We start from the raw sequence: 25,877 nt of genomic DNA, 5'->3' as shown, positions 1-25,877 counted from the left end.
CGAACAGAGAAGTTAAGCCCGTTAGCGCCGATGGTACTGCAGAAATGTGGGAGAGTAGGTCGACGCCAACCTTTAAAAAGAGTCTTATTCCAAATGGAGTAAGACTCTTTTTTTTTTGTTCTTTTTTTAGAAAACAATACCTTTTAAAGGTAAAATCAGAGGTAGTAATTTACAATTAATTAAATGGTGTGTTTAGTTCGAGCAATCTAAATCCACTACCATGAATGTTCTCAATAGATAAGTTAGGATCTGCTTTTAAATACTTCCTAAGTTTTGTTATATATACATCCATACTTCGTGTTGTATAGAAATTATCATCTCCCCAAATTGCTTTTAACGCATTTTCTCTTGGTAGAATTTGATTTAGGTTTTGTGTTAATAACTTTAACAATTCAGATTCTTTAGGTGATAGTTTTTCTTCTTTATTATTAATGGTAAGAATTCTTAAGTTTGAATCGAAACTAAACTTCCCAATTTTGAATGAGGTTAGTTTATTTTGCTTAGTGCTTCCCTTTTGACGTGAAAGTATTGCGTGAATTTTATAAATTAAAAGTTCCGAATCGAAGGGTTTGGTTATGTAATCATCAGCTCCTAAACGATATCCTTGAATAATATCTTCCTTTAAGCTTTTGGCAGTTAAAAATATAATAGGAATATCAGAATTAATAGTTTTAATTTCTTTTGCCAATGTAAATCCATCCATTTCTGGCATCATAACATCTAAAATACAAAGATCGTAATTGTCGTTTTTAAATTCTTCTAAGCCAATTTTACCGTTAATACAAAGTTTAACCTTAAAATCTGAAATCTCTAGATAGTTCTTCATTACGGCACCAAAATTGGTTTCATCCTCTACCAATAATATGTTAATTTCATTTTTCATCATAAATTATTTAGAGGTAGGTTAATAATTATGCTTGTTCCATTACCTTTTTTACTTACAACGTTGATACTTCCTTGATGCTTTTCTATTACTAACTTAACGTAATTTAAACCTAAACCGAATCCTTTCACACTGTGGATATTTCCGGTTTCAGCTCTATAGAATTTTTTAAAGATCTTTTTTACTATATCTGGATTCATTCCTATTCCATGATCGCTTATTGTCACTACTATCTCCTTTTCGTTATTAGATGTTTCTATTTCAATCAGGGGGTTATTGTCGGAATATTTAATTGCGTTATCAAATAAATTAAAAAGAGCATTTATAAAATGAACTTCGTCAACTTTTACAATATCATTTAGTGCCGATAAGTTGGTTGTTATTTTTCCATTTTTTTCATCAATTTGAAGCTGGATGTGTTCTGTGGCTTTCTGAATAATCTCATTTAAATGACAATTCTGTGGATTTAATTCGATTTCGTGTTTCCCAAATAATGACAGTTGAAGAATATTCTCAACTTGTTTGTTCATTCTGAAATTCTCATCTTTTATAATTCCCGTAAAATATCTTATTCGATCTGGGTTTCCAATAACTTTTGGATTGTTAATAGAGTCTGATGCAAGACCAATTGTGGCAATTGGAGTTTTGAATTCGTGAGTAATATTATTTATAAAATCGGATTTAATATCGCTGATACGTTTTTGTTTTAAAATGAAAAATACTGCATTTATGAAAGTAATGATAATGAATAGTGTAAATATTCCAGATAATAGAAGCAGTGGTAAAATTGATTTGTAAACCAGATTAAAACTATTCGGTAGATTAATTGATAATAATCTGTTTGTTTTAAAAATATCATTTGGAAATAGACTGACTTGATAATTTGATTCTTTTAATTTCTGATTGAATAATGAATCGGAACTGTGAATTATATTGTTTGTTTTCCCATCTACAATTGCAAAGCTAAAATCAGATACTATATTGAAATTATCTAATTCTGATTGGATAAGATTAGGTAATTTTTTAAGGTTTATTCTATTTTCAACAGAAATATCTTTTGACTTAAATTTATAAATTACTTTTTCAAAAATATTTTCTATTTGTTTTTCTTTATTAAATCTTCGGATGAGAGTGTCTTTGGTTGTGACCTCTACGTTGATATTAAAATTAGAGTCGGATTGTAATTTTGGATGCCATACATTAACAGATGCACTGTTCGATGCTTCCATTACTATTACTTGGGTATCTGATTGTATTATTTGAGGTTTTTTGTTTTTTAACTTTTTGCTTGTTCGAATGTTGATATGAGAATGATGTGAATCCTGATTATCATCGATAAATTGACGAATTTCACGAATTTCATTATTTTCTAATTTATTATCAGGGATAGAATGTAATTCTTCCCCAATTAAAAAAACAGATTCTTCCTCTTCAAGATTATTAACAACCTTACGAAGCATTGTATTGATATTTGTTTGAAAGGTTCTTTCTTCAATTTCAACGGCATTTCTTATCCAAAGAACTTGAACTAGTATTATTCCCAAAAGAGAAATACTCATTAATACGATTAAAACACTTATGACCTTTTTATTCATATTTTTATATAAATGCATTTGAAGATACATTACAAATTTACAACCTGCAAAGTGCAAGCTGAGTTAAGATCTTCCTAATAATCCTTAAAGAAAAGTTAAAGCATAAAAAAAGGGACTACAAAAGTCCCATTTCTTTAATTCGTTCTAAATCTTCAGGAGTATCAATTCCTATTGATTCATGTTCTGTAATTTCGGTTTGTATCCAATAGCCATTTTCCAGCCATCGTAGTTGTTCTAGTGATTCTGAAAGTTCCAAGCTGCTTTGTTCCAATTTAGTTACTTCCATTAATACATTTAGCTGATAGGCATACATTCCTATATGCTTGTAATAAGTTCCTTTTTCTAACCAGGCTTCTTTTTCTATTCCTCTTAAATATGGAATTGGCGAACGGCTAAAGTACAAGGCTTTTTTATCCTTACTGATTATGGCTTTAACTTTATTTGGATCGAAGATTTCGCTCTCTTCCGAAATACGCTTAACAAGTGTGGCAATTTGTGTTGAATCCTTACTGAAACATTTTTTCACCGCATCAATTTGTTCTGCCTGAATGAAAGGTTCATCGCCTTGTATGTTGATAATAACATCATATTGGACTGATGATGTTGCAATAATTTTAGTGGCAGCTTCGGCAATTCGATCTGTTCCACTTTGATGATCAGGAGATGTCATAATTACATTTCCTCCAAAAGATTCAACAACTTCTTTAATTTTTACGTCATCAGTTGCAACCCAAACATCTTTTATGGCTGAAAGAGTTTGTTCATAAACTCTTTGTATCATTGGTTTCCCATTTATATCAGCAAGAGGTTTTCCAGGGAAACGTGTGGATGCATATCTTGCGGGAATAATTCCTAAAAATTTCATCAGTATATATTTTACCGTAGTTAGATTACTTTGGCAAAGTAAATAAAAATTCGGAACCTTCCCCTAACGTACTCTTGGCAATAATTTCTCCTCCATGTCCTAAAACAATTTTTTTAGCAATGGCAAGTCCTAGACCAGTACTGCTTTCGTTAGCCGTGGTTTTAGCACTGGTTTTTCCAAATTCGGTGAACAATTTCGAAAGTTCTTGCTCAGGAATACCAACCCCTTGATCTTTTACCGAAATTTCTATGTGTGTATCGTTCTCGATTAAATTAATTGCTATTTGCGTATTGGGATTTGAATATTTTATGGCATTACTTAATAAGTTGTGTAACACTTGTTCAATTTTACTTTTATCTAATTCTATATTTCTAGAATGAATATTTGGTTTAAAGTCAATTTCAATGTTCTTTTTCCGTGCAAATACTTTGTTTATTTTGATAACATGAGCAACAACATTTTGAATGTCTTCATGTTTTTTTTCTAACTCTAATTTACCCAATTCAATTTTTGAAATGTCGAGTAAGTCGTTCAAAAGTTGAAGTGAAAATTGACTACTGTCTTTAATTAGGGAAAGAAATTCTTCTTTTTCTTCTTTAGGGAAATCATTTCCTGATTCCAATAAAATCTCTGAAAAGGAATTAATTGCACCTATAGGATTACGAAGATCGTGAGCAGCTACACCTAAAAACTTTGACTTTTGTTCGTTAAGCACTTGTAAGGTTTTATTTTGCTCTTCGAGTTGTTTTTTTCTTCCTTCCAATTCGGTAAGGTCATCAACGATTATCAATGCATATTTTTTACCATCAAAACCGATGTATTTTGTTGTATATAAAAAGTGTTTTGTAGATTTATTTGTTTGATCGTAAAAATCTCTAGTAAGTTTTCGTTTGTAGGAGGGGATTTTCTCCGACATAGCTTTTAGAATATCTTTTCTTAACTTACAGGTTTGGCAATAGGGAGTTGTTCCACAATCTGCATTTGCATCCATTGCTATTGCACAGCCAATTGCGTTACCACATAATTTTCCTAAAATCTGTTCTTCTCTTTTTTGAAATAAGATGGAAAAGGAATCGTTAACATTTTCAACTTTGGCATTTTGATCAACAATGAAAAGAGCTGATGTAATGTTATCGAAAAGAATGTTTAAAAACTCATTGGATTCTTTGAGATTTTCTAGTTGTAATGCCATGTTGCGTTATTTTAAAGTTATTCCACTAGCTTTTTATTACGCTGTGATGGGAAAAAGGATACTAAAAATTAACATTCTTTAGCGATATTAGACTAGTTAGAAGAATCAACTAAAAGTAAAAAGTAGTAATTTTGTCAGGTAGTCTGTAAAAATTACAGGTTTAAGGAAATTGTCTTTTAGATTTATAATTTGATGGATGTACAAAAAATAAAACAGAGATTTGGAATTATAGGAAATTCCTATGCATTAAGTCGTGCTATTGACATTGCAGTGCAAGTTGCACCTACTGATTTGTCTGTATTAATTACTGGAGAAAGTGGAACAGGTAAAGAAGTATTCCCACAATTAATTCATCAATATAGTGCGAGAAAGCATGCTCCTTACATTGCAGTTAACTGTGGAGCAATTCCTGAGGGTACAATTGATTCAGAACTTTTCGGTCATGAAAAAGGGGCTTTTACCGGAGCATTATCGGATAGAAAAGGATATTTTGAGGTTGCCAATAAGGGAACTATATTTCTGGATGAAATAGGTGAGTTACCACTATCAACACAAGTTCGATTATTGCGTGTTTTGGAGACTGGAGAATTCATAAAAGTTGGATCATCAAAAGTTCTTAAAACGAATGTTCGTGTGGTTGCCGCAACAAATGTGAATATTCCTAAATCGGTACAAGAGGGGAAATTTAGAGAGGATTTATTTTACAGGCTGAATACTGTGCCTATAAATATGCCACCACTAAGAGAAAGACAAGAAGATATACATTTGCTTTTTAGAAAATTTGCACAAGATTTTGCTGAGAAATATAGAATGCCACCTTTACGTTTGGATGAAGGTGCACAACAAGTTTTAAAATCCTATCGATGGCCAGGAAATATTAGACAGCTAAAGAATATAACCGAACAAATTTCTATTATCGAAAAGGAGAGACATATTGGTATTGAAAATCTTCAAACCTATCTGCCAGTAAATGATGAACAGCTATTGCCTGCGATTTATTCTGATACTAAAAGTCAGGAGAAAAGCTTTTCTTCGGAAAGAGAGATTCTTTATCAGGTTTTGTTTGATATGAAAAAGGATATGTCGGATTTGAAAAAACTAGTTTTTGATTTAATGCAAAAAAGCGGGGATTCATCGGATTTACAGAAAGATAATGCAGTTTTGATTAGAAAACTATATGAAGATCAGGATATGGATATTCTTCAGCATCAACCTGTGAATCAACCTCCAGTAAATATATCATCGGGTAATGATCCTGAAATACAGGATACTGAGGTATTTGTTGAAGAATCATTATCCTTGGAAGAAAAAGAAATAGAATTGATTAAGAAAGCTCTTGACAAGCACAATGGAAAACGCAAATATGCTGCTCAGGATTTAGGTATTTCTGAACGAACTTTGTATCGTAAAATCAAAGAATACGATATCAACTAATATTAACAAATTATTGCTATTTTTATGTTTCAATATATGAATTTGATTAAAGTACTTTTTTTAGGTTTTTGTCTAACTGTTGTAGTATCGGCATGTAGAGTGTCCTACTCGTTTACAGGAGGAACATTATCGGAGGGTGTGGAAACTTTTTCGGTACAATATTTTCCGAATAGAGCGCCATTGGTAAATCCAAATTTAAGTGATCGATTTGTTGAAGAGCTGAAAGAAAAATTCAGAAGTCAAACAAGTTTAAATGAAGTTGTTGATACGGAAGGACATTTGAACTTTGATGGTGAAATAACTGGGTACAGAACACAAGCCTTAGACATAAAAGCTGGAGAAATTGCAGCAACAAACCGTTTGACTGTTACAATTAAAGTTCGTTTTACAAACGAGATTGAAAGTGAAAATGATTTCGATAAGAGTTTTTCTGCTTTTGGTGATTATGATAGTGCGAAACAGTTAACAGAAGTGGAAGATGCACTTTTAGAGGATATTTTAGAACAAATTATTGACGATATTTACAACGAATCTGTTGTGAACTGGTAATTAAGGATATGGAGCATAGCACAATTAAAGATTGGGTAAAGAACTCACAGAATATGGATAAATACAGTCATCGGGAATTAAAGTTCCTAATTGACAAGTATCCATTTTTTGAAGTAGCTCATTTATTGTTGCTAAAGAATCTTAACGATAGCAAGAGCATTCGTTTTAAGGAGGAACTTAAGAATTCTTCATTGCACATATCTAATCGTAGGCAATTATTTTTATTGTTGAATGATAGATTGAGTCTTCGAAAATTTCAAAATGAAAAAGCAGATGATTTACTATCAGAAGATTTATCCATATCTGATATTGAATCCTCAAAAATTGATGAGTTAGAAAGTGTTGAATCGGTTTCAAAATCATCTATAAAAGATGAAATGGAAGAACAATTTGCGGATACGACTGATGCGAAAGGAGACGATATTTTTGAATTGTCAGAAACTGCAGAAATTGAAGAAACATTGGTGCAAAGCGATTTTGTGCTAAACTCAGATATTGAGATTCTCGAATTATCGGAAAATGAAAATTCTAAAGATGATTTAGAAGATCAAAAAATAGAAGAAATTTCCAAAGAAGATCTGCTTATATCTGCTACAGAAGTATATCATATTGGATATGGTGGAAATCTATATACACTGGCTGATGATGATCAGCAGGAAGAAATTTCTAAAGATAAAAATCATAGTTTTACCGATTGGATTGAAGTTGTAAATAAGGATGAAGATTTAAAACAGAAACAGGAGGAAGATTCTCCCGTTAAAAGGAAAAAGACTACAAAAAGTAAAGATCTTATTGATAATTTTATTCAGAACGAACCCAATATTCAGCGAAATGTAAAAGTTGCTGATAAACAAGAGGATATTTCATTGGATAGTATACGTGATAATGACGGTTTTATGAGTGAAACTTTAGCATCTATCTACGTGAAGCAGAGGTTGTTTGATAAAGCTGTTGCGGTTTATGAGAAATTAGTGTTGAAATATCCCGAAAAAAACGCTTACTTTGCGAGTCAGATTGAGAAAATAGAAAAATTAAAAAATAGTAAATAAATAAGTATGTATACCTTTGTTTCAGTATTGATTTTAATAGTTTGTGTGCTTTTAGTCTTAATTGTACTAGTGCAAAACTCAAAAGGAGGTGGATTAGCATCTAACTTTTCATCTTCCAATCAGATTATGGGAGTTAAAAAAACGACCGATTTTCTTGAAAAAGCAACTTGGACTTTAGCAGGAAGTTTATTGTGCCTATGTCTTGTAGCCGCAATGACTATTGATCGCGAAGAAGTAAAAGAAGACAAGTCTGCTATCGAGCAACAATTGCAAGGTGAAGAGAAAGCTCCTGAAATGCCAGCTTTCCCAACTGATGCTCCTGCAACAGAGAAGGATACTGCGAAATAAGAAAGAACTTTTATTAAGCAAAATATTAAATGTCAGTATGTCATATCATACTGACATTTTTTTGTGCCGTTATGTTCTTGTAATTCAGTATATTTATATTTCATTTTAAATTGAATTTCAATTGATTACTTTTTTATTGTGCTATAATTTTGAATTCATTCTGAAAAAATGGCACTAAAATTTAATTGGCACAGATTGTGAAAGAGAATGTGTCGAAAATCGTAAATAATAACTTTAAATATTTTGAAAAATGGCAGAATTAAAAGGTAAAATTCTTGCGGGAAAGATCCTAGTTGAGCCAATGGCTGCAGAAGAAAAAACTGTTAGTGGTATTATTATTCCAGACTCAGCAAAAGAGAAACCATTACAAGGTAAAGTTGTTTTAACTGGTGCTGATAAAACAGATGAACCAATGGAAATAAATGTTGGTGATACTGTTTTTTATGGTAAATATTCTGGTACAGAGTTAAACATTGGCGATGAAGATTATTTGTTGATGTCTCAATCTGATGTTTTGTATATCGCTTAATCTGAAAAAGAATTTTCAAAATTTATAAGAAATGGCTAAAGAAATAAAATTCAATATCGAAGCTCGTGACCTGTTAAAAAAAGGTGTGGACGAGTTAGCAAATGCAGTTAAAGTAACCTTAGGTCCTAAAGGTAGAAATGTAGTAATCGATCGTAAATTCGGTGCACCACAAATTACCAAAGATGGTGTAAGTGTTGCAAAAGAAATCGAATTGTCAGATCCAGGTGCTAACATGGGTGCTCAAATGGTAAAAGAAGTTGCTTCTAAAACTGGTGACGATGCTGGGGATGGTACAACTACAGCTACTGTTTTGGCTCAATCTATCGTAAATGTAGGTTTAAAAAATGTAACTGCAGGTGCAAACCCAATGGATCTAAAACGTGGTATCGATACCGCTGTTGAAGCTGTTGTAGCTAACATTAAAGAGCAGTCACAAATTATTGGTGAAGATTCTGATAAAATTCAGCAAGTTGCTAAGATATCAGCAAATAATGATAAGAAAATTGGAGATTTAATTGCTGATGCTTTTAAAGCTGTAACCAAAGAAGGTGTAATTACTGTTGAAGAAGCAAAAGGAACCGAAACTCACGTTAAAGTGGTAGAAGGTATGCAGTTCGATAGAGGTTATATTTCTCCTTATTTTATTACTGATGGTGATAAAATGGAAGCAGATCTTGAAAATCCATTCATTTTGTTGTACGATAAAAAAGTATCTACAATGAAAGAATTAATGCCAGTATTGGAGCCAGCAGCTCAGGCTGGTCGTCCGTTGATGATTATTGCTGAAGATGTAGAAGGTGAAGCATTGGCTACTTTGGTTGTAAACCGTTTGAGAGGTTCACTTAAGGTTGCTGCTGTAAAAGCTCCAGGTTTTGGTGACAGAAGAAAAGAGATGTTGGAAGATATCGCTATTCTAACTGGTGGTGTTGTGATTTCAGAAGAAAAAGGAATGAAATTAGAACAAGCGACTTTGGAAATGCTTGGTCAGTCTGAGAAAATTACAATCGATAAGGAAAATACAACTATCGTAAATGGTGCTGGTGAAAAAGCTGGTATCGATGCTCGTGTTGCTCAAATCAAAACAATGATTGAGAATTCGACTTCTGATTACGATAAGGAAAAACTTCAGGAAAGACTAGCTAAATTGGCTGGTGGTGTTGCTGTACTTTATGTTGGAGCTGCATCTGAAGTTGAAATGAAGGAAAAGAAAGATCGTGTTGATGATGCATTGAGTGCGACTCGTGCAGCTGTGGAAGAAGGAATTGTTCCTGGTGGTGGTGTTGCATATATTCGTGCAATTTCAGCCTTAGAAGGTCTAAAAGGCGATAACGAGGACGAGACTACAGGTGTTGAGATTGTAAAGCGTGCAATTGAAGAACCATTACGTCAGATTGTAGCTAATGCTGGTGGCGAAGGTGCTGTTGTTGTTGATAAGGTGAAAGCTGGTGAGAAAGATTACGGATACAATGCTCGTATGGATGAGTACCAGAATTTATTCGAAGCTGGTGTAATCGATCCTGCAAAAGTTTCTCGTGTTGCGCTTGAAAATGCAGCATCAATTGCAGGTATGTTCTTAACTACCGAATGTGTTTTAATTGACGAACCAGAAGAAGCTCCGGCTATGCCAGCTGCTCCAATGGGAGGTGGTATGCCAGGTATGATGTAAGAAATTTCATCGATATATAATAAAAAAGGCGACCATTGGTCGCCTTTTTTATTTAGGATTTGCGAACATGTAAAGGTGTAACTAAAAATTGTTCTTTTATTAATTTTTTATTCAATTGACGGCTCATGCTGTTGTACATCGAACTGGAATCATCCCAGGAAGTACCGGATGAGTATATTTTTCCTACCCAAACTGGATGAAGAGTATTTACATCAATTAAATAGGCATGAAAAACAGCATTTGGGCTTTCGGATTTTCTAATTTCTCCATTACTTCTTATTCTTTCATTTATCTCATAATAATAGGCAGTTTCGTTAACCACAAGTATGGCATCAGAATCAAATTCTTGTACTGATTGCATAAACTGTTCGTAATTGATATCAATATTTACCTTAAAATTTTTATGAGAAGTGTTGACCAAAGTTCTCGGATTTTCTATCTGATTTTTAATAGAGTTTTCTATGATTCTTCTACTATCCATTGTTCCCAGATCATTAATATTATCATGGAAGTAACTGTTGTAGGTTTCCTTATCAAATTCTTTTAGATTGATATCCTTAAAAACACTTACAACAAAAATTTTGCGATAAGCAGTGTCTGGATTTTCAAGATTCTGGTAAGAAATATAGGAGCTAGCACAACTGCTAAAAAGTATTGTAATGCATATAATTAGTAAGTTTTTCATGTTTTAAGGCGTTTATTATGAGAATTGTTATTGTTTGTATTTATGACAACTAACTGCTTGTAAACACTTATAAGATTAAACTTTTTTTAATATGACTATTGAAATAGTTGCACAACTATAAAAATAGTCATACATTAGTGCCATGAAAGAATTGACAAAGGCAGAAGAACAGATTATGCAATACTTATGGAAACTTGAAAAAGCTTTCTTAAAGGATATTATTGAGGAATTTCCAAATCCAAGACCGGCTTATACCACTATTTCAACAGTTGTGAGGGTATTGGTTAAAAAAGGATTTATAGGCTTTAAAACTTATGGGAAGGTGAATCAGTATTATCCTTTAGTTAGCAAGAAAGTTTACACCCGAGATTTTATGAAAGGAGTTCTAAAGAGCTTTTTTAATGATTCGGTTGGTGGTTTTACATCCTTTTTTGCAAAGGAACAAGATTTGTCACTATCCGAATTGGAAGAAATGAAATCTTTAATCGAAGATCAAATTAAAAATAAGAAGGAAAATGAGTGATTTTGGAATCTACTTGCTTAAAAGTGGAATTTGTATATCAACTTTTTACCTCCTGTTCAAAATATTTTTGAACAGAGATACATTTGTTGCACGCAACAGATTTTTTCTGCTGTTTTCAATCCTATTTTCATTAATTGTACCCAGTCTAACTTTATCAGTATCTGATACTGTTATGCCAACAGTAAATCAATTTAAATGGGATGCACTCACCGATTTTGAAGGTGCTGTTCAAAATGATTTGAATGCACTTGAATCTGTAAATTCTTCATTTCCTTTTTCCTTTATTGAATTAATTTATCTTCTAGGAGTTATTCTTTCCAGTCTTCGGGTTTTCAAACACGCAATTCGTTTAATAAAACAAATTTCTGCCAATGAAATTATAGAATTTGATAATTTAAAAATTATATCTGTTCGGGAAAATTCTTCGCCTTTTTCTTTCTTTCGATACGTTTTTCTGAATCTTGAAAACACTTCTAAATCGGAACAGAAGCATATTCTTCTGCACGAATCTATTCACGCTAAGCAGTACCATTCTGTGGATTTAATACTTACAGAATTACTAAAAGTGATCATGTGGTTCAATCCTTTCATATATTTAATTCAAAAGTCTCTTATCGAGATGCATGAATATTTAGCCGATAGGGAGTGTATAAATTCAGGCACGGATAAAATAGATTATCAAAATGCACTTGTTAATAATGTTGAAAGTCGAATGATGCTTGCATTTACGAGTGCATTTAATTCATCATTAACATTAAAAAGAATTAAAATGATAAAAAAAATAAATACATCAGGATATGCTCATTTAAAAATGCTTTTGGTTATTCCTGTTTTGATATTCGCTTTTGTTTCCTTTGGTTTTATCGAATCTAAAACTCAAATTTTAGAAGGTAATTTAGATGGTTATTATCCATCTGTAAAATCTTATAATCCTGTAGCAATAGGACCTAAGGTTTACATTTCATCGGATTATGGTAAAAGAATTGACCCTCTTACCAAAAAGAAAAAGTTTCATAAGGGAATAGATATTGCAGCACCTTTAGGGACAGAAATATATTCTATTGCTACAGGTACCGTTCGAAAGGTTAATAATAATTTTAAAATAGGAAAAGGCTACGGTCGTTTTGTGATTGTTGATTTTAATAATGGGACATCTGGCTTGTATTCGCAAATGGATTCTTACAATGTGAAAGAGGGACAAAAGGTAAAAGCAGGAGATGTAATTGGTAAGGTTGGTTCTTCAGGTCGATCTACAGGTCCACATCTGCATTTTGAGATCAAGAAGGATGGTGAGAATGTTGATCCTGCTGACTACTTTGATACCGATATTTATAAGAAGAAATAAAATACAAAAGGGGATAATTACTATCCCCTTAATTTCTATCTTTTTCTTTTTTCTATTTTTTCCATAATAACTTCCTGTACTGGTCTATTTTCTATTTTGGAATCTAGCCATGATAGTAAATCGAGATATAAGAAGGCTCTTTTTTCAAAAGGATCGTTAGCCAATTTTTGCAAATCTCTTCTCGATTTTATCAATTCATCTTTTAATTGATCGGGACTAATAGAGCTTAACTTTCTTAAGAAACGCAGAATGTACTTTTGCACCTCTTGTAAATCATCCATTTTTGCTAAGAATCTATAAGTAGATCTTATTTGATATTCTAGTAATTCAGTATTTTCCAGTTCGTAATGGCTAATTAAATTTAGAATACGACCAAAACAATGAATATCGCCACGAAGCGAGGTGTCTCTTACATCAGAAATGCGATTGAGATATTTTATAGCTTCCTTGTATTGTCCATTTCCAAAATACAAACAGGCAATTTTATAATAGAAAACCAATGCTCGGTGATTGTCCATTCCAACTCGGTTTTCTTCCAAAAAATTCTCAATTTTGGATACCAAATGAATTCCTTTGTCAAAAGTTCCCTCCATAAAATGCCTATTGATTCTATGCATATACAGGAACAAATGAAGAAGAATATTCAAATTGGAATTGTGTTTGAATTGATCTGCCTTTTCCAATTTACGCAGTAAACGTAGATTTTTTTTGAAAGTACTTACATGATTCGTGTAAAACAGAGCCACCAGCACATTGTTCAGTCCTTTTAAATACAAATCGGTATGAATTTGTATCATTTCTGGGTTGGTTAAAAACAGATCGACCCATTTTTGTGCGTATTTGTAGCACATTAAAAAATCCTGAATAATTAAGTAATACCAAACATAGGATTGATAGAGATACAATTTTTCGAAAAAACTAAGAGATTCGATATTGTACGGAATTGGATTTGTATGGAAGAATTCTTTAACCATCAGCAAATCCTTTTCGTTGCGAACGTATCCTACTTTTAAATACAAACCATACAGACGAATGGACATGTTTGAGAAAAACACGACACCATCCATGGTTTTGCTAATTTCGGTAGCTTCACGTGTAATTTCTTCTGCCCTATTTTCAATACTCTTGGTGATGTATTGCGATTCGATTAATTTTTCGAATTGAATGACTTCAAAAACCAGTATGTTCTTTTTATTCTTGCGCGCAAGTGTTTTGGTTTTATCTAGAATTCGCAAACTCTGTTGATACAAACCTTTATTGTATAAAACTTTTGCGTGATCAATTTGCTCACGAATACTTATACTAATATCATGATTGACTTGTGTTAATCTAAGACTTGTTAATAGTTGTTTGTACAAATGAGCTTTAAGATTTGGAAGCTGTGACTGTTTAATGTCTTTGGCTTTTTTTAAAATGGTTTGCTCGTTATAGTCATCCATTTTGTCCAAAACATCAAAAAGTTGAAGAAATTTTGTCTCCTTATCGCTGCTAATTCTGTTGGCATACAATTTAAAATTCCTCTTCTCAGATTTCGAAATCGATTTAATTAATTGGAACAGAGGATCTATTTGTTGTTTAGGCATTGTAATAAATGTGTAAGATAACTGTTTGGTAAACAGTTTGGTTGTCAATTCTCATATTGTTTGAACTTCGTATATTCTATTAAAAAACGATTTTCACAAACCTGTATTATCGTTTACTTTTGAAATATCAAATCAAGAGAATGATACTTTAAAAAAAATCTTGAAACGGAATATGATTACGACAAATCTGTTATCAAAATTAACAAATTCCAATAAACTTGAAACACTTATTGGATTAAATCAAGCTCTTGAGTGTATTGGAGTAAATGAAAACATACAGAATTTAAGTCTTGGCAAAGTAAGAGAAGTTGAAAAAGCTCTTGTTTGTAAATATGCTAATTTATTGGACTTGGAAAATGTAGCGAAATCAATTAAAGAATTGATAAGTGTTGAAGAATTGGAAAATTTTAAGGCAGAAATAGCTTCAAAAATTCACGATTCGAATGAACTCAATATTCCAATTAACCGAAAACGAATCGATACTTTAAAAAATAGTTTCGAAGAGCTTTCTGGTGATAATGTACTTTGAAAAAACCATTTGTGATTGTTAACTCAATTGCAACAGACAGTGAACTAGAAGCACTATCCCCCTTGTGCTTTTAATGATCTGACTATTAACCAACATGAAGAAGCTAAGTAGTGACGGTAGGTGAGGAAAATTATGATTTTTTTGGCTTGTTTGTTTTCAAACGATCCAATCCGTTAGAATTAGTAGTTTAAAAGTAAGTTAGGTGTGATTATACTTTTTAAGAAACATTCCAAAATTTGCCAGATCGCTTAGATTCTTCTTGTTATATAAAGATCATTAAACTTTTAGTTAGTTTTTGATCGTATTGTTTAGACCATCTTTTTGATTATGTTTTAATATTTAGTTGTGATAACCGGACCGAATTTCTATTCGTCCGGTTTTTTTTATGAAATATTTTAAATGGATATCTTAAAATACAATCGAAGTGACGAGGGAATAGTTTCGGTATATACACTTATACTATTAATTTGACTTAACGGAACTTTTTCAAAAGACTCATAGGTCAGATTTTTTTTATCCATAATGTTATGGAATAGAATCCCAACTTCTGATTTTACCTTTTTTACTTTAAACTTGTAAATAATAGCTGCATCTAACCTCTGATAATCGGGTTCAGAAATAATGTTATTGTATCCTGCATATACAGGAAACCCAGAACCATAAATGTAGTTGGCTGATAAATAAAAAGGTTTTAAAGATAATAAGCCAGCCATTTTTATTTCATGCCTCTGATCGTGTAAAGCTCTTATATATTCACCTTCTTTTTTGAAGTAATCGAAATTTTCTATTGTTTTGCTTAAAGTATACGATACCCAAAAAGTGTGTTCTCCAAGATCTTTCTTGGCAAAAAAGTCAAGACCATAACTTTTACTTTTACCTAATGAGATGTTCCCTTCTTTTCGGTAGCGGTAATATCTGGTGTGTCCATCCGTTTTTTTGTAATATCCTTCCACACTAAATGTAAATCCATTTCTGTGATAAGAACCTCCTAAAACATTATGAACTGATTCTACCACAGGAACCGTTTTTTCATCAGCACCCACCCAAATGTATCTGTAACTGCCATTGCTACTAAGTACAGAACTTTTTGAAATGAATTGCTTGTAAAGCCCCCAAGCTCCGTTAACAGAGAGCTCATCATTCACTTTAACGCTCATCGAAATTCGAGGTTCCCAATATAATTTACCGAGGCTAATTGGGTAATTTGCCTGAAATCCTGCTTTTATTGTTATGCCATTACTAATGTTAAGTATATTTTGAAAATAGGCACCAACTTTATCTAGTTTAGAGTTAAGGTGAAGAATATTTACACCTAATGAATCCTCTTTTAAATCAACCTTATTTTTTGTGAAATTTAATCCTGTTTCAATTATTTGATCTTCAGAAATTACAAAACGATTCATTAGTTTTGCTCTATATTCCCTAATGTTATTGTAGGATCTGTCATCACGTTTGACTTTAAGAAAATCGATTTTCGGATGTTCTATTTTTGTTTGATCTGTAGTCTTTTTGTCCAGTTCAGATCTTGAGAAGGACAAGGTGCTGGTATTACCATTTTTCCATACTCGGTTGTATTTTAGAGAGCCACCGTACTGATAACTTCCTTCAAATTTATGTTTTTTTGAATTTGTTGCAATTTTATTGGTGATATCGTAGGAGTAACGATCTTCACCTCCCATAAAACTTAAACTTAACTGATCGCCATTTTCCCAATTGGTTGAAAATTTAAAGTTCGCATCTCGAAACTTGTATTCTGGTGCAACATCTAAATCAATATAATTTGGAACTTCACCGGTAATGTTATCTGTATTCACATTCGATGTTGCATACTTAATTTGGTCATCTTTAAACAAATTGTAATAAGTATGCCTAACAGCCAGCAGTAATGAAGATCTTTTGCCTATAGGTTGTTCGTACGAACCGCTTGCAGTTATATTGTTTAAGGTTAAATTTACAGATGGTTTGAGTTTACTTCCATTTTTACCAGTAATGTGAACTATGCCACCAACTCTATCGCCATATCTGGCATCGTAACCTCCTTTTAAAACTTCAATGTTTTTAACAACTAATGGATTTACTGCTCCAATATCTTCATAGAAATTTTTCAGTCCCCACAATGTAATATCATCGAATAAAACCTGACTCTCACCTTCGTAAGATCCCCAAATAATAAGTTCATTTTTTTGTTCACCTGATGCAAGAATTCCAGGTTGCAATCTTAACAATTCAAATACAGAGTTGTCATTGTTAGTAGGTAAAAAGCCAGCAATTTTATGGTTTAATTTTAAGTTTCCCGATTGGTTGTTTTCTTTTATGAAGGTTTGAACAATTTTGTCAGTTACGGTAATTTCATCCAGATCTGTAGCTGCTGCTGTTAGAAGTATTTTTTTATTGTCACCATATCTAACGATGGTATCATGAATAAAATAACCTAAATGAGACGCCAATACATTAAATACACTATCGGTTTGTGATGTATAGGAAAAATTACCCTGTTCGTCGGTAGCCATTTGGTTGCCATTAACCGAAAGATGAGAAAATGGAAGCGGTTCCAAACTCTCCTTATCAAGCAGTTGTCCGAATATTCTGAATTGGATAATTTTCTCTTCAGGATAAATTAAAAATACCTTTCCTGAGAGTTCGTAATTTAATGGGAATTTTTTTAACAAATAAATCAGAGCTTTTTCTTTAGTAGAAAAGGTTCTGTTAACACTTAAGCTATAGCGCGAAAGTAATTCGGTATTGTATGAAAATTGAAAATCGTATTTATCTCTAAGTTCAATAAGTATTGCGCTCAAAGGTTTTTCATTCGTTTTAATTTGAATTTTTTGAGCAATAGAATTCGTAGTTTGTAATCCGAAAACAAAGAATATTAAGACTATAAATTGTTTCACTTAGGGGTAATTTTGGTTATAATATAGTTCCTACCAGGACCTTTTTTAAATTTTAATCCGTTTGGCATGCATACATTATACAATACCTTTTCAACAGACTTTTCCTTGCCAAAGTTTCCTGTATGAGTTTGAACAAATTTACCCTTTTCAACGATATTAATATCATACTGCAGTTCTATTTCTTCAAAAACCATTTTTAACGGTGTATCGGTAAATAAAAACAGATGATTTCGCCAGAGTATTTTTTCTTCAGCTCTGTTATCTTTAAAAACTTCTAGTTTTCCATTCTTTGTAAGATACGCATGATCTTTAGGTAGAAGTAAAATTTTATCTGATGTTGAAGAAGAAACGACTTTTACTTTACCTGTGTAGCAAGTCACCTTATAATCATCGCCTCGGGCGTAGATATTAAAACTGGTTCCAAGAATAGAAGTTTTACCATTTTTAGATTTAATTTCAAATTTACTTCCTTTGGTAATATCGAAAAAGGCTTCGCCTTCAAACTTTACTTTTCTTGAATAATTCCACCAATATGGTTTATACGCAAGAGTAGAGTGAGCATTTAGTTCAACTTTTGAATTATCGGGCAATATCACACTTAAATGTTTTCCTTTAGGACAAACAATTGTGGTAGTATATATGTATATAAAGCCTGTATAACCTGCCAAAAGTAAAATGCAAGCGGCTACAGCATACTTCATCCAAGATAACTGAATCGTTTTTATCTTGTTTTTTTTGCGTGAAGTAAGTATCGATAGTTCATTCCATACATCATCTTTTGATTTGGAATAATTCACCTCGATTTGTGGGAGAGAACTTAAAAAATTCTCCTCTGAATTAAGATTGTTATTTTTATCCTGTTTTTCCATTTATCTTCCTAAAGCATTTCTTAAATACGAAAGTGCATATGTCATTCTTTTCTCCACGGCTTTTACACTTAATTCAAGCCTATCAGCAATTTCCTGGTATTTTAAACCTTCGTTTCTACTCATTAAAAAAACGACTCTTTGTTTTTCGGATAAGTTAGCAAGAGCAGACTCATAGGTGCCTTTTAACTCCTGATATTGTAATTGTTTTTCTGGCGAATGATTGTCAACAGATGGCTCTAATTTTGCTAAATATTTTTGAGCAACTTTATCTCTTCTGTATTTGCTAATAAATATATCACTAGCAATTTTATACAATAATGATCGAACAGGTTTCTCGTCAAAAGGAATGTTTTTTTCCCATACTTTCATAAAGCTTTCCTGTGCGATATCAGTAGCCAATTCTTCATCACCCGAACGATAATAAATATAGTTTCGGATACTGTCGAAGTGATTGTCGAATAAGATTTTAAATTCTTCCCGTGTCAAGGCTAGAGGATTAGTTTTGGTAAATTTAAGTGTTTTAGTCGAATGAAAGGTGCAGAGGTGATTTAAAAATATCAATTCTGCACCTGTCGCATTTATAAGCTAACTATTTTATAGACTAGTCGTTATTTTGCTTTTTCTTTCTTTTGCATTTGCCTATAATTACTTCTTCGGTTACTTCTTCACCTTCCTCATTTGTGTAGGTATAGGTAGCTGTATTATCGCATTCACCATCGCCGTAATCAAATTGTGCAAAGTCTTCAACGTTTTGAGAAAAGGTTACTACACCTTCTACAACGAATCGGCAGGTTCCAAGTCTGATTAATGGATTTTCGGGATCAATAACTTTTGAGTATTCGTTTTGCTCTGTATCAACACAAGTTACCGAACCGGTTATTTGAACTTTATCGTCGCTTAAATCCCATTTAGTATCTAACCCTGAAATCCATTCTCTGGTTCTTTCAGCCGATCTGTACAGTTCTGTGCCATCAGGATATGTGAAAGTGATTTCACTTGTAGATTCCCACTTTTTTGTTACTCTTGGTTCGCCGGTAAACTCAATTCGTTTGTTTCCATTCATATCAACCGAATCGATCATTAAATCGTAAGTAACTTCTCGAACAGAACCATCGGTATGAGGGCGTGCAGTCATTTCAATTTTAACAACTCCACTAATAACTGTTCCATTATATAAAACTGTTTCTTCACCATAGTTTATGGTAATCGTCATAGGGAAACGTCCGTCTTCACCAAACTCGATGGTGATTTCAGGCATGTGCTCACCTTTATAACGTTGCCATTCGGTAGCATACATTCCATAATTGTATCCACTACCATCTCCTTGCTTGCTACTTGTTTCCTGGAGGTACTCACTCTCTAGAAATGAGAAGATATCAACTTCGTAATCTGCAATTTCTTCAGCCGCTTCTGATGCTTCTTCGGTTTCTACAATAATTGAAACTGTATTGTTTAGCTCTACATTGTTATCAGGCTTAATTTCTTCAACATCGTCTGTATTGTCACAAGCGAAAAATATAATGGCTAGGGTTGCCATTAAGATTAGGGGAAATTTTTTCATGATTTTAATTTTTTATGATTTTACAATTCAATTTTTTGAGCTCGTTTACTAATGAACCGACTAAGAGTATATTCACCCTACTAATTTTTATAAAAAGAGATTGATATTTTCAGATTAGAATATGTTCCGATTGAAAAATATTTTAGTTATGTTTTATTTTTTTTGTTGAAAAATGTATCTTTAAAAGATATTAGATAAATAGTGTGTTTTATAAAAATGAATTATTGAAAATGAAAAGATTTAAATTATCTGAAGAAAAGAAAACAGCTATAGCGGCTCTTGTTTGTGCAATTGGAATGATAGTATTTGAATTCGGAGAGAGATTAGGTGTATTTTTGGCTCAATAGAATTGGTTTTATTGCTTTTACTTAGAAAATGAGAATGATTAATTCGTATGCTTCAGATACTAAATATTCCAAGGAATTGAATATCTTTGCGGATTCAATTGGGAATTTATAATTACCAATTACGAATAGTACAAAAAGCTTTCGTAATTTGTAATCTACAATTCGTAATTTCTAATTCATAATTCGTAATTGATAGTATGAAGAACATTCGAAATTTTTGCATTATAGCACATATCGACCATGGTAAGAGTACTCTGGCCGACCGTCTTTTGGACGTAACCAATACCATTACCGATCGTGAGAAACAAGCTCAGGTTCTGGATGATATGGACCTGGAGCGTGAGCGTGGAATCACCATTAAGAGTCATGCCATACAGATGGATTACATGCGTGATGGTGAAAAATACACCTTAAACCTGATTGACACACCTGGTCACGTTGACTTTTCTTATGAGGTATCAAGATCGATTGCTGCCTGCGAAGGGGCATTATTGATTGTAGATGCTACTCAGGGAATTCAGGCACAAACCATTTCCAATTTGTATTTGGCTATTGAGAATGATCTGGAGATTATTCCAATTCTGAATAAGATTGACTTACCAAATGCGAATCCTGAGGATGTAAAAGATCAGATTGTAGACCTATTGGGATGTGATGTTGATGATATTTTAGCAGCTAGTGGAAAAACCGGTGAAGGTGTGCCTGATATTTTAGAGGCTATCGTTGATCGAGTACCAGCACCTGAAGGAGATCCTGAAGCACCACTTCAAGCTTTAATTTTCGATTCGGAGTTTAATTCATTTAGAGGAATTATTGCTTATATCCGCGTGATGAGCGGGGAAATAAAAAAAGGTGATACTGTAAAATTCGTAAATACCGAAAAGGAATATCAAGCCGATGAAATTGGAGTATTGCGATTAACGCAAGAACCAAGAAAAGTCCTGAAAACTGGTGATGTTGGTTATATTATTTCGGGTATTAAAACTTCTACTGAGGTAAAGGTAGGAGATACCGTTACACATAGAGACAGACCTTGTGAAGAAAGTATCGATGGATTTGAGGAGGTAAAACCAATGGTATTTGCCGGAGTTTATCCTATCGATTCGGAAGATTATGAAGATTTGCGTGCTTCCATGGAGAAATTGAAGCTGAATGATGCTTCTCTTACTTTTGAACCGGAATCGTCTATGGCACTTGGTTTTGGTTTCCGTTGTGGATTTCTTGGATTATTGCACATGGAAATTATTCAGGAACGATTGGATCGTGAGTTCGATATGAACGTGATTACAACCGTACCTAACGTTTCGTATATTGCACATACCAACAAAGGCGATGAGTTCGAAATGCACAATCCATCGGATATGCCGGATCCTAATGCCCTTGATTTTATCGAGGAGCCTTTTATTCGTGCACAGATCATTTCAAAATCAGAATTTATTGGTCCATTAATGAACCTTTGCATGAGTAAGCGAGGTGTTATGACCAATCAGCAATATTTGACCAGCGATAGAGTAGAGTTGACTTATGAAATGCCTTTGGGAGAGATTGTATTTGATTTCTACGATAAACTGAAGAGTATTTCGAAAGGATACGCCTCTTTTGACTATTTCCAGATTGGTTTCCGTCCTGCTAAATTGGTGAAACTGGATATTCTTTTGAATGGAGAAGGTGTTGATGCTCTTTCTACTTTAATTCACTTCGATAATGCACAATCGTTCGGACGACGCATGTGTGAAAAGTTGAAAGATTTAATTCCTCGTCAGCAATTTGATATTGCTATTCAGGGAGCAATTGGAGCCAAAATTATTTCTCGTGAAACTGTAAAAGCTGTTCGTAAAGATGTAACCGCGAAATGTTATGGTGGTGATATCACGCGTAAGCGTAAACTTTTGGAGAAGCAGAAGAAAGGGAAGAAGCGTATGAAGCAGGTGGGTAACGTTGAAGTGCCACAGAAAGCTTTCCTTGCGGTTCTAAAACTAGATTAATTATTTAATCTGACAGCGTTTGAAGATTCTGTCAGCATTAATAAAAATATACAAAGCTGTTCGATTTTTCGGGCAGCTTTTTTTGTGTCTATTTTTCAAATTTGCTAAGCAACTAATTTTATTATTTGGACACACGATCGTGTGTCCTTACGAATAATATGATTTTAACCTTTCCTTAACTCTTTTTAGCTAAAGCTTAACTGCCTTTTTTTCAGTTGTGATATACATTTGATGATAGATAATTCAAGTCAAATTTAAATACAAATGTTATGAAACGATTAACACTCTTGCTAATCTTCTGCTGTGCAGTTTTACTGGTACCACGAATTACATTTGCTCAGGAGCACGATGAGAAGAAAGAAAAACATGAGGTTCATGTAAAAGTTAAAGTAATAGAAGATGGTAAGGAAACAACCATAGATACTATTTTTTACGAGCATAAGGATCATGATGAGATCATGGAAATTATTGAATTAAAAGGAATGCCCGATTCATTAATGAGAAAACACATGGTTTGGTATTCTGATGATGAGCATGATGGTAAACGAAAGAAAATTGTTCAATCATTTGCCTTTTCATGCGATTCTACATTTGATGGTGATCCTAAAAAAATGATGAGGAAACTAAAATTTTCAGATAAGGATGCAAATGTTTTTTTCCATTCTGGAGATTCTTGTCTTGAAAAAGATATTCGCGTAAGAGTGCTTAATGGAGGCAAGCACAAAATGCATATGAGATCGCATCATGGTAAAAAAGGCGAAAAAATTATCATTATTAATGACTCTGATGATGTTGAGATTATCGAAAAAGATGGAATGAAGATTATTAAAATAAAAACATCAGGAGAAGATAATGTATGGATAGAAAAGCATTCTGATAATGATGAAATAGATATTGAAGTAGAGGTGGAGGTTGAAGAAAAGGATGGAAAAACAATTAAGAAAATTAAGAGAAAGAAAAATAAGAAGGAGAAAAAATAAATTTTTCACCTATAAAAAAAGCTGCTCATTGAGCAGCTTTTTTTTATGCTTTTAGTTTATCACGAAATTACATGATTAACTTATATCCTTTTCCGTGTACATTGATAATTTCAATGCTTGGTTCCGCTTTTAGGTGCTTTCTAAGCTTAGTAATGTAAACATCCATACTTCGTGCATTAAAGTAATTGTCGTCGGACCAAATGGTTTTTAAAGCCAGGTTACGTTCCAATACTTTATTTACATTATTGCATAAAAGCTTCAAAAGCTCAGATTCTTTAGTGGTCAGCTTTATACTTTTTTCACCATCTTGTAAGAATTGTTTTTTAGCATCGAATAAAAAACGACCAAGTTTAAATTCCTCTTGCGTATTCTCCGATTTTATTCCCGAAGTTCTTCTCATTACAGCTTCAATACGAACCAAAAGTTCTTCCATACTGAAAGGTTTGGTCATATAATCATCTGCTCCTAGTTTAAATCCTTCAAGAACATCTTCTTTCATCGATTTTGCAGTTAGAAAGATAATTGGAATCTCGCTATTGATCAAACGAATGTCCTTAGCCAATGTAAATCCATCACGATGAGGCATCATGATATCAAAAATACATAAATCGTAAGGGTTTTTTAAAAACTCATCGTATGCCTTATCACCATCTTCGCAAAGTGTGGTGTTGTAATTTTTAGCTATTAAATATTCTTTTAACAGAAGGCCTAGATTAGCATCATCTTCGGCTAGTAAGATTCTAACTTGTTCCATGTGTCTATTTTTTTAATGGAAGATATACTTCAAATTTTGATCCCTTATCGAGAATACTGTCAACATTTACCTCACCTCCGTGAGCATCAATTACTTTTTTAACGTAAGATAAACCAAGTCCAAATCCTTTTACATCATGGACATTACCGGTATGCACCCTAAAAAATCTTTCAAAAACCATTTTCTGGTCTTCTTTAGATATTCCAATACCATTATCAGTAATAGCGATAACAATTCCTTTATTTTTATTTCGAGTGCTAATGCTTATTTCCGGATTCTCCTTGCTGTACTTTATCGCATTATCAAGAAGGTTGGAAATAAGATTGCTAATATGAACTTCATCAGCCATAATCAAATCATTATTGGCGTCGATATTCTGATACATATTCCCATTTTTATCTTCAACCCTAATAGTAAAGTTAGGTAATAAATTTTGAATAATGTTATGAACATTAATGGCTTTCAATTTCAACTTCATTCTTCCTTCGTTAAAAATAGCCATTTGCAAAACTTTTTCAACCTGATAGGTCAACCGCTTGCTTTCATCATTTATTATTTTTGCAATATGATCTACTGTCGAAGCGGTTGTTGTAACCGAATTATCTTTTAACATTTGAGAAGCCAACGAAATAGTTGATATTGGCGTTTTAAACTCATGAGTCATATTGTTGATAAAATCGTTCTTAATTTTCGAAAGTTTTTTCTGTCGGAAAATAATGAAGATTGTGAATGCACTGCACAGTATTAAAACTAATGTTAGAACAAACGAAGGAAATAGCATAGAGTAGGATTGAACCATGTATTTCTGCTGTCCTGGGAAATAAATATAAAGTAAATTCGAATTTGTGAACAAATCGTTCGGAAAAAGCTGTTTGCTGTATTTCTCTATTGATGGATTCTTGAAATAGTTTCGTGAGCTCTTTTCAACTTTTGAAGTATTCGATTTTACCGCAAATTCAAATTTTAATTTGATTCCATTATCCTTTAGTTTTTCTTCAATAAGTTTTGGGAGCTCGTTCATGTTTATTCGCTCTGATAAATTCATTCCGTTTCTTGCCAATTGACCAGCAATTTCTGAAAAACGAGTTCCTCCTGTTGTTATGGTTCTGTTAAATCGAGCTTGAAACTTAGCAAAACCTCCGCTACCCTTTTGGTTGATATACCCTTCTGCTATATTGTACTTTTTGTCTTCTGATTGAATACTAACAGTTGCTTTTTCATGCTTCGTATCCATTGGTATATATAGATTTACTCCAGAACTTTTTGATGTGATAGTACCCGAAGAAAATTCATGTGAAATTGATGAATGACCATCTTCAAGCATAATTTCTTTTCTTTCATCTCGTTCTAATTTTGAAACTACTTGATCAAGTGCTTTACTAACAGTAAGTGCAAATTGTTCTTCTTTTATTTTGGAGGCTGATTGAAAGTAATTTATTTGGACCAGTATTAACCCAAATAATGAAAGACATAAAACTATCGTAACAAGCCAAATATACTTCTGATTCATATAACAAAGATAAAAAAAACGTTTACAGACAATTATGACTTAACAATCTTTAACACAAGAATTGATAAGTTCGATATTGATAAGAAAATTAGTGTTTTAAGTGAAAAGAAGCTTCTCTAAATTAGGACTGATTATAATTAAGCAAAAAACAGGTGTTTTTAATAAATTTTCAACCAAAACGACTTTGAAATTTATAATTTGA

23 protein-coding genes are annotated in these 25,877 nt (G+C 32.7%); 11 read left to right on the top strand and 12 right to left on the bottom strand.

Translation table 11 applies throughout. From position 1 onward, the window contains the following. Positions 1–175: 175 nt before the first annotated feature. From GCQ56_RS17075 to GCQ56_RS17060, 4 genes are all read right to left on the bottom strand, one after another. On the bottom strand, positions 176–883 hold the full coding sequence (locus tag GCQ56_RS17075) for a response regulator transcription factor (RefSeq protein WP_152735749.1): 708 nt from the start codon (positions 881–883) through the stop codon (positions 176–178). Beyond that, complete coding sequence (locus GCQ56_RS17070) at positions 883–2,478, bottom strand: sensor histidine kinase KdpD (RefSeq protein ID WP_193323823.1); 1,596 nt, start codon at positions 2,476–2,478, stop codon at positions 883–885. The genes GCQ56_RS17075 and GCQ56_RS17070 overlap by 1 nt, the downstream gene beginning before the upstream one ends. Positions 2,479–2,593: 115 nt before the next feature. Next, the gene (kdsB, locus tag GCQ56_RS17065; protein WP_152735747.1) at positions 2,594–3,343 is read right to left on the bottom strand and encodes a 3-deoxy-manno-octulosonate cytidylyltransferase; all 750 of its coding nucleotides are present in this window, start codon (positions 3,341–3,343) and stop codon (positions 2,594–2,596) included. Between the two features lie 25 nt (positions 3,344–3,368). Then, positions 3,369–4,535, bottom strand: a complete 1,167-nt coding sequence (locus tag GCQ56_RS17060; protein WP_152735746.1) for a PAS domain-containing sensor histidine kinase — start codon at positions 4,533–4,535, stop codon at positions 3,369–3,371. Between the two features lie 192 nt (positions 4,536–4,727). Here GCQ56_RS17060 and GCQ56_RS17055 point away from each other — a divergent pair, with 192 nt between their 5' ends. The 6 genes from GCQ56_RS17055 to groL all read left to right on the top strand — a co-directional run bounded on the left by GCQ56_RS17055 (position 4,728) and on the right by groL (position 10,110). Beyond that, positions 4,728–5,969, top strand: a complete 1,242-nt coding sequence (locus GCQ56_RS17055) for a sigma-54-dependent Fis family transcriptional regulator (protein ID WP_227006100.1) — start codon at positions 4,728–4,730, stop codon at positions 5,967–5,969. A 36-nt stretch (positions 5,970–6,005) separates the two neighbouring features. Next, positions 6,006–6,518: an LptE family protein gene (locus GCQ56_RS17050; RefSeq protein ID WP_193323822.1), complete on the top strand. Its 513-nt coding sequence runs from the start codon at positions 6,006–6,008 to the stop codon at positions 6,516–6,518. 8 nt (positions 6,519–6,526) lie between these two features. After that, positions 6,527–7,567, top strand: coding sequence for a hypothetical protein (locus tag GCQ56_RS17045; protein WP_152735743.1), 1,041 nt, complete (start codon positions 6,527–6,529; stop codon positions 7,565–7,567). 6 nt (positions 7,568–7,573) lie between these two features. Next, positions 7,574–7,915: a preprotein translocase subunit SecG gene (secG, locus tag GCQ56_RS17040; protein ID WP_152735742.1), complete on the top strand. Its 342-nt coding sequence runs from the start codon at positions 7,574–7,576 to the stop codon at positions 7,913–7,915. Positions 7,916–8,165: 250 nt separating this feature from the next. Further along, on the top strand, positions 8,166–8,444 hold the full coding sequence (locus tag GCQ56_RS17035) for a co-chaperone GroES (protein WP_152735741.1): 279 nt from the start codon (positions 8,166–8,168) through the stop codon (positions 8,442–8,444). A gap of 31 nt (positions 8,445–8,475) precedes the next feature. Continuing rightward, positions 8,476–10,110: a chaperonin GroEL gene (gene groL / locus GCQ56_RS17030; RefSeq protein ID WP_152735740.1), complete on the top strand. Its 1,635-nt coding sequence runs from the start codon at positions 8,476–8,478 to the stop codon at positions 10,108–10,110. A 52-nt stretch (positions 10,111–10,162) separates the two neighbouring features. On the opposite strand, the gene GCQ56_RS17025 is transcribed toward groL, so the two are convergent. After that, positions 10,163–10,795: a hypothetical protein gene (locus GCQ56_RS17025; RefSeq protein WP_152735739.1), complete on the bottom strand. Its 633-nt coding sequence runs from the start codon at positions 10,793–10,795 to the stop codon at positions 10,163–10,165. 142 nt (positions 10,796–10,937) lie between these two features. Between GCQ56_RS17025 and GCQ56_RS17020 the strand changes: the two genes are divergently transcribed. Further along, the gene (locus tag GCQ56_RS17020) at positions 10,938–11,318 is read left to right on the top strand and encodes a BlaI/MecI/CopY family transcriptional regulator (protein WP_152735738.1); all 381 of its coding nucleotides are present in this window, start codon (positions 10,938–10,940) and stop codon (positions 11,316–11,318) included. Further along, positions 11,311–12,663, top strand: a complete 1,353-nt coding sequence (locus GCQ56_RS20705) for a M23/M56 family metallopeptidase (protein WP_152735737.1) — start codon at positions 11,311–11,313, stop codon at positions 12,661–12,663. Before GCQ56_RS17020 ends, GCQ56_RS20705 begins: the two co-directional genes overlap by 8 nt. A gap of 35 nt (positions 12,664–12,698) precedes the next feature. Here GCQ56_RS20705 and GCQ56_RS17010 read toward each other — a convergent pair whose 3' ends face one another. Next, a complete protein-coding gene (locus tag GCQ56_RS17010; protein ID WP_152735736.1) occupies positions 12,699–14,246 on the bottom strand; it encodes a hypothetical protein in 1,548 nt (515 codons plus the stop codon). A gap of 172 nt (positions 14,247–14,418) precedes the next feature. Between GCQ56_RS17010 and GCQ56_RS17005 the strand changes: the two genes are divergently transcribed. Next, positions 14,419–14,775 carry a hypothetical protein gene (locus GCQ56_RS17005; protein ID WP_152735735.1) on the top strand — a complete coding sequence of 119 codons (357 nt, stop codon included), beginning with the start codon at positions 14,419–14,421 and terminating at the stop codon, positions 14,773–14,775. A gap of 395 nt (positions 14,776–15,170) precedes the next feature. Here GCQ56_RS17005 and GCQ56_RS17000 read toward each other — a convergent pair whose 3' ends face one another. The 4 genes from GCQ56_RS17000 to GCQ56_RS16985 form a co-directional block, all read right to left on the bottom strand. Continuing rightward, positions 15,171–17,669, bottom strand: a complete 2,499-nt coding sequence (locus GCQ56_RS17000) for a TonB-dependent receptor plug domain-containing protein (RefSeq protein WP_152735734.1) — start codon at positions 17,667–17,669, stop codon at positions 15,171–15,173. Next, complete coding sequence (locus GCQ56_RS16995; protein ID WP_152735733.1) at positions 17,666–18,538, bottom strand: FecR family protein; 873 nt, start codon at positions 18,536–18,538, stop codon at positions 17,666–17,668. Before GCQ56_RS16995 ends, GCQ56_RS17000 begins: the two co-directional genes overlap by 4 nt. Then, positions 18,539–19,024 carry an RNA polymerase sigma factor gene (locus tag GCQ56_RS16990; RefSeq protein ID WP_152735732.1) on the bottom strand — a complete coding sequence of 162 codons (486 nt, stop codon included), beginning with the start codon at positions 19,022–19,024 and terminating at the stop codon, positions 18,539–18,541. Between the two features lie 115 nt (positions 19,025–19,139). Beyond that, complete coding sequence (locus GCQ56_RS16985) at positions 19,140–20,099, bottom strand: hypothetical protein (RefSeq protein WP_152735731.1); 960 nt, start codon at positions 20,097–20,099, stop codon at positions 19,140–19,142. A 544-nt stretch (positions 20,100–20,643) separates the two neighbouring features. Here GCQ56_RS16985 and lepA point away from each other — a divergent pair. Then, positions 20,644–22,431 carry a translation elongation factor 4 gene (gene lepA / locus GCQ56_RS16980; RefSeq protein ID WP_152735730.1) on the top strand — a complete coding sequence of 596 codons (1,788 nt, stop codon included), beginning with the start codon at positions 20,644–20,646 and terminating at the stop codon, positions 22,429–22,431. Between the two features lie 269 nt (positions 22,432–22,700). Continuing rightward, the gene (locus tag GCQ56_RS16975; protein ID WP_152735729.1) at positions 22,701–23,411 is read left to right on the top strand and encodes a hypothetical protein; all 711 of its coding nucleotides are present in this window, start codon (positions 22,701–22,703) and stop codon (positions 23,409–23,411) included. 67 nt (positions 23,412–23,478) lie between these two features. On the opposite strand, the gene GCQ56_RS16970 is transcribed toward GCQ56_RS16975, so the two are convergent. Both GCQ56_RS16970 and GCQ56_RS16965 read right to left on the bottom strand, forming a co-directional pair. Further along, on the bottom strand, positions 23,479–24,165 hold the full coding sequence (locus GCQ56_RS16970) for a response regulator transcription factor (protein WP_152735728.1): 687 nt from the start codon (positions 24,163–24,165) through the stop codon (positions 23,479–23,481). A 4-nt stretch (positions 24,166–24,169) separates the two neighbouring features. After that, entirely contained in the window at positions 24,170–25,675 is a 1,506-nt protein-coding gene (locus GCQ56_RS16965) for a sensor histidine kinase KdpD (protein WP_152735727.1), read from the bottom strand. Positions 25,676–25,877: the final 202 nt, after the last annotated feature.

This window comes from Marinifilum sp. N1E240, assembly GCF_009295825.1.
GTDB classification, from domain to species: Bacteria; Bacteroidota; Bacteroidia; order Bacteroidales; family Marinifilaceae; genus Marinifilum_A; species Marinifilum_A sediminis.
The sequence above is the reverse complement of the archived record's forward strand: the minus strand, read 5'-3'. Positions and strand labels throughout refer to the sequence as shown.

Bases quoted from the DNA above. Each gene is read 5' to 3' on its own strand.
- GCQ56_RS17075 (WP_152735749.1), bottom strand. From the start codon at position 883: ATGAAAAATGAAATTAACATATTATTGGTAGAGGATGAAACCAATTTT.
- GCQ56_RS17070 (WP_193323823.1), bottom strand. From the start codon at position 2,478: ATGAATAAAAAGGTCATAAGTGTTTTAATCGTATTAATGAGTATTTCT.
- kdsB (WP_152735747.1), bottom strand. From the start codon at position 3,343: ATGAAATTTTTAGGAATTATTCCCGCAAGATATGCATCCACACGTTTC.
- GCQ56_RS17060 (WP_152735746.1), bottom strand. From the start codon at position 4,535: ATGGCATTACAACTAGAAAATCTCAAAGAATCCAATGAGTTTTTAAAC.
- GCQ56_RS17055 (WP_227006100.1), top strand. From the start codon at position 4,728: ATGGATGTACAAAAAATAAAACAGAGATTTGGAATTATAGGAAATTCC.
- GCQ56_RS17050 (WP_193323822.1), top strand. From the start codon at position 6,006: ATGAATTTGATTAAAGTACTTTTTTTAGGTTTTTGTCTAACTGTTGTA.
- GCQ56_RS17045 (WP_152735743.1), top strand. From the start codon at position 6,527: ATGGAGCATAGCACAATTAAAGATTGGGTAAAGAACTCACAGAATATG.
- secG (WP_152735742.1), top strand. From the start codon at position 7,574: ATGTATACCTTTGTTTCAGTATTGATTTTAATAGTTTGTGTGCTTTTA.
- GCQ56_RS17035 (WP_152735741.1), top strand. From the start codon at position 8,166: ATGGCAGAATTAAAAGGTAAAATTCTTGCGGGAAAGATCCTAGTTGAG.
- groL (WP_152735740.1), top strand. From the start codon at position 8,476: ATGGCTAAAGAAATAAAATTCAATATCGAAGCTCGTGACCTGTTAAAA.
- GCQ56_RS17025 (WP_152735739.1), bottom strand. From the start codon at position 10,795: ATGAAAAACTTACTAATTATATGCATTACAATACTTTTTAGCAGTTGT.
- GCQ56_RS17020 (WP_152735738.1), top strand. From the start codon at position 10,938: ATGAAAGAATTGACAAAGGCAGAAGAACAGATTATGCAATACTTATGG.
- GCQ56_RS20705 (WP_152735737.1), top strand. From the start codon at position 11,311: ATGAGTGATTTTGGAATCTACTTGCTTAAAAGTGGAATTTGTATATCA.
- GCQ56_RS17010 (WP_152735736.1), bottom strand. From the start codon at position 14,246: ATGCCTAAACAACAAATAGATCCTCTGTTCCAATTAATTAAATCGATT.
- GCQ56_RS17005 (WP_152735735.1), top strand. From the start codon at position 14,419: ATGATTACGACAAATCTGTTATCAAAATTAACAAATTCCAATAAACTT.
- GCQ56_RS16995 (WP_152735733.1), bottom strand. From the start codon at position 18,538: ATGGAAAAACAGGATAAAAATAACAATCTTAATTCAGAGGAGAATTTT.
- GCQ56_RS16985 (WP_152735731.1), bottom strand. From the start codon at position 20,099: ATGAAAAAATTTCCCCTAATCTTAATGGCAACCCTAGCCATTATATTT.
- lepA (WP_152735730.1), top strand. From the start codon at position 20,644: ATGAAGAACATTCGAAATTTTTGCATTATAGCACATATCGACCATGGT.
- GCQ56_RS16975 (WP_152735729.1), top strand. From the start codon at position 22,701: ATGAAACGATTAACACTCTTGCTAATCTTCTGCTGTGCAGTTTTACTG.
- GCQ56_RS16970 (WP_152735728.1), bottom strand. From the start codon at position 24,165: ATGGAACAAGTTAGAATCTTACTAGCCGAAGATGATGCTAATCTAGGC.
- GCQ56_RS16965 (WP_152735727.1), bottom strand. From the start codon at position 25,675: ATGAATCAGAAGTATATTTGGCTTGTTACGATAGTTTTATGTCTTTCA.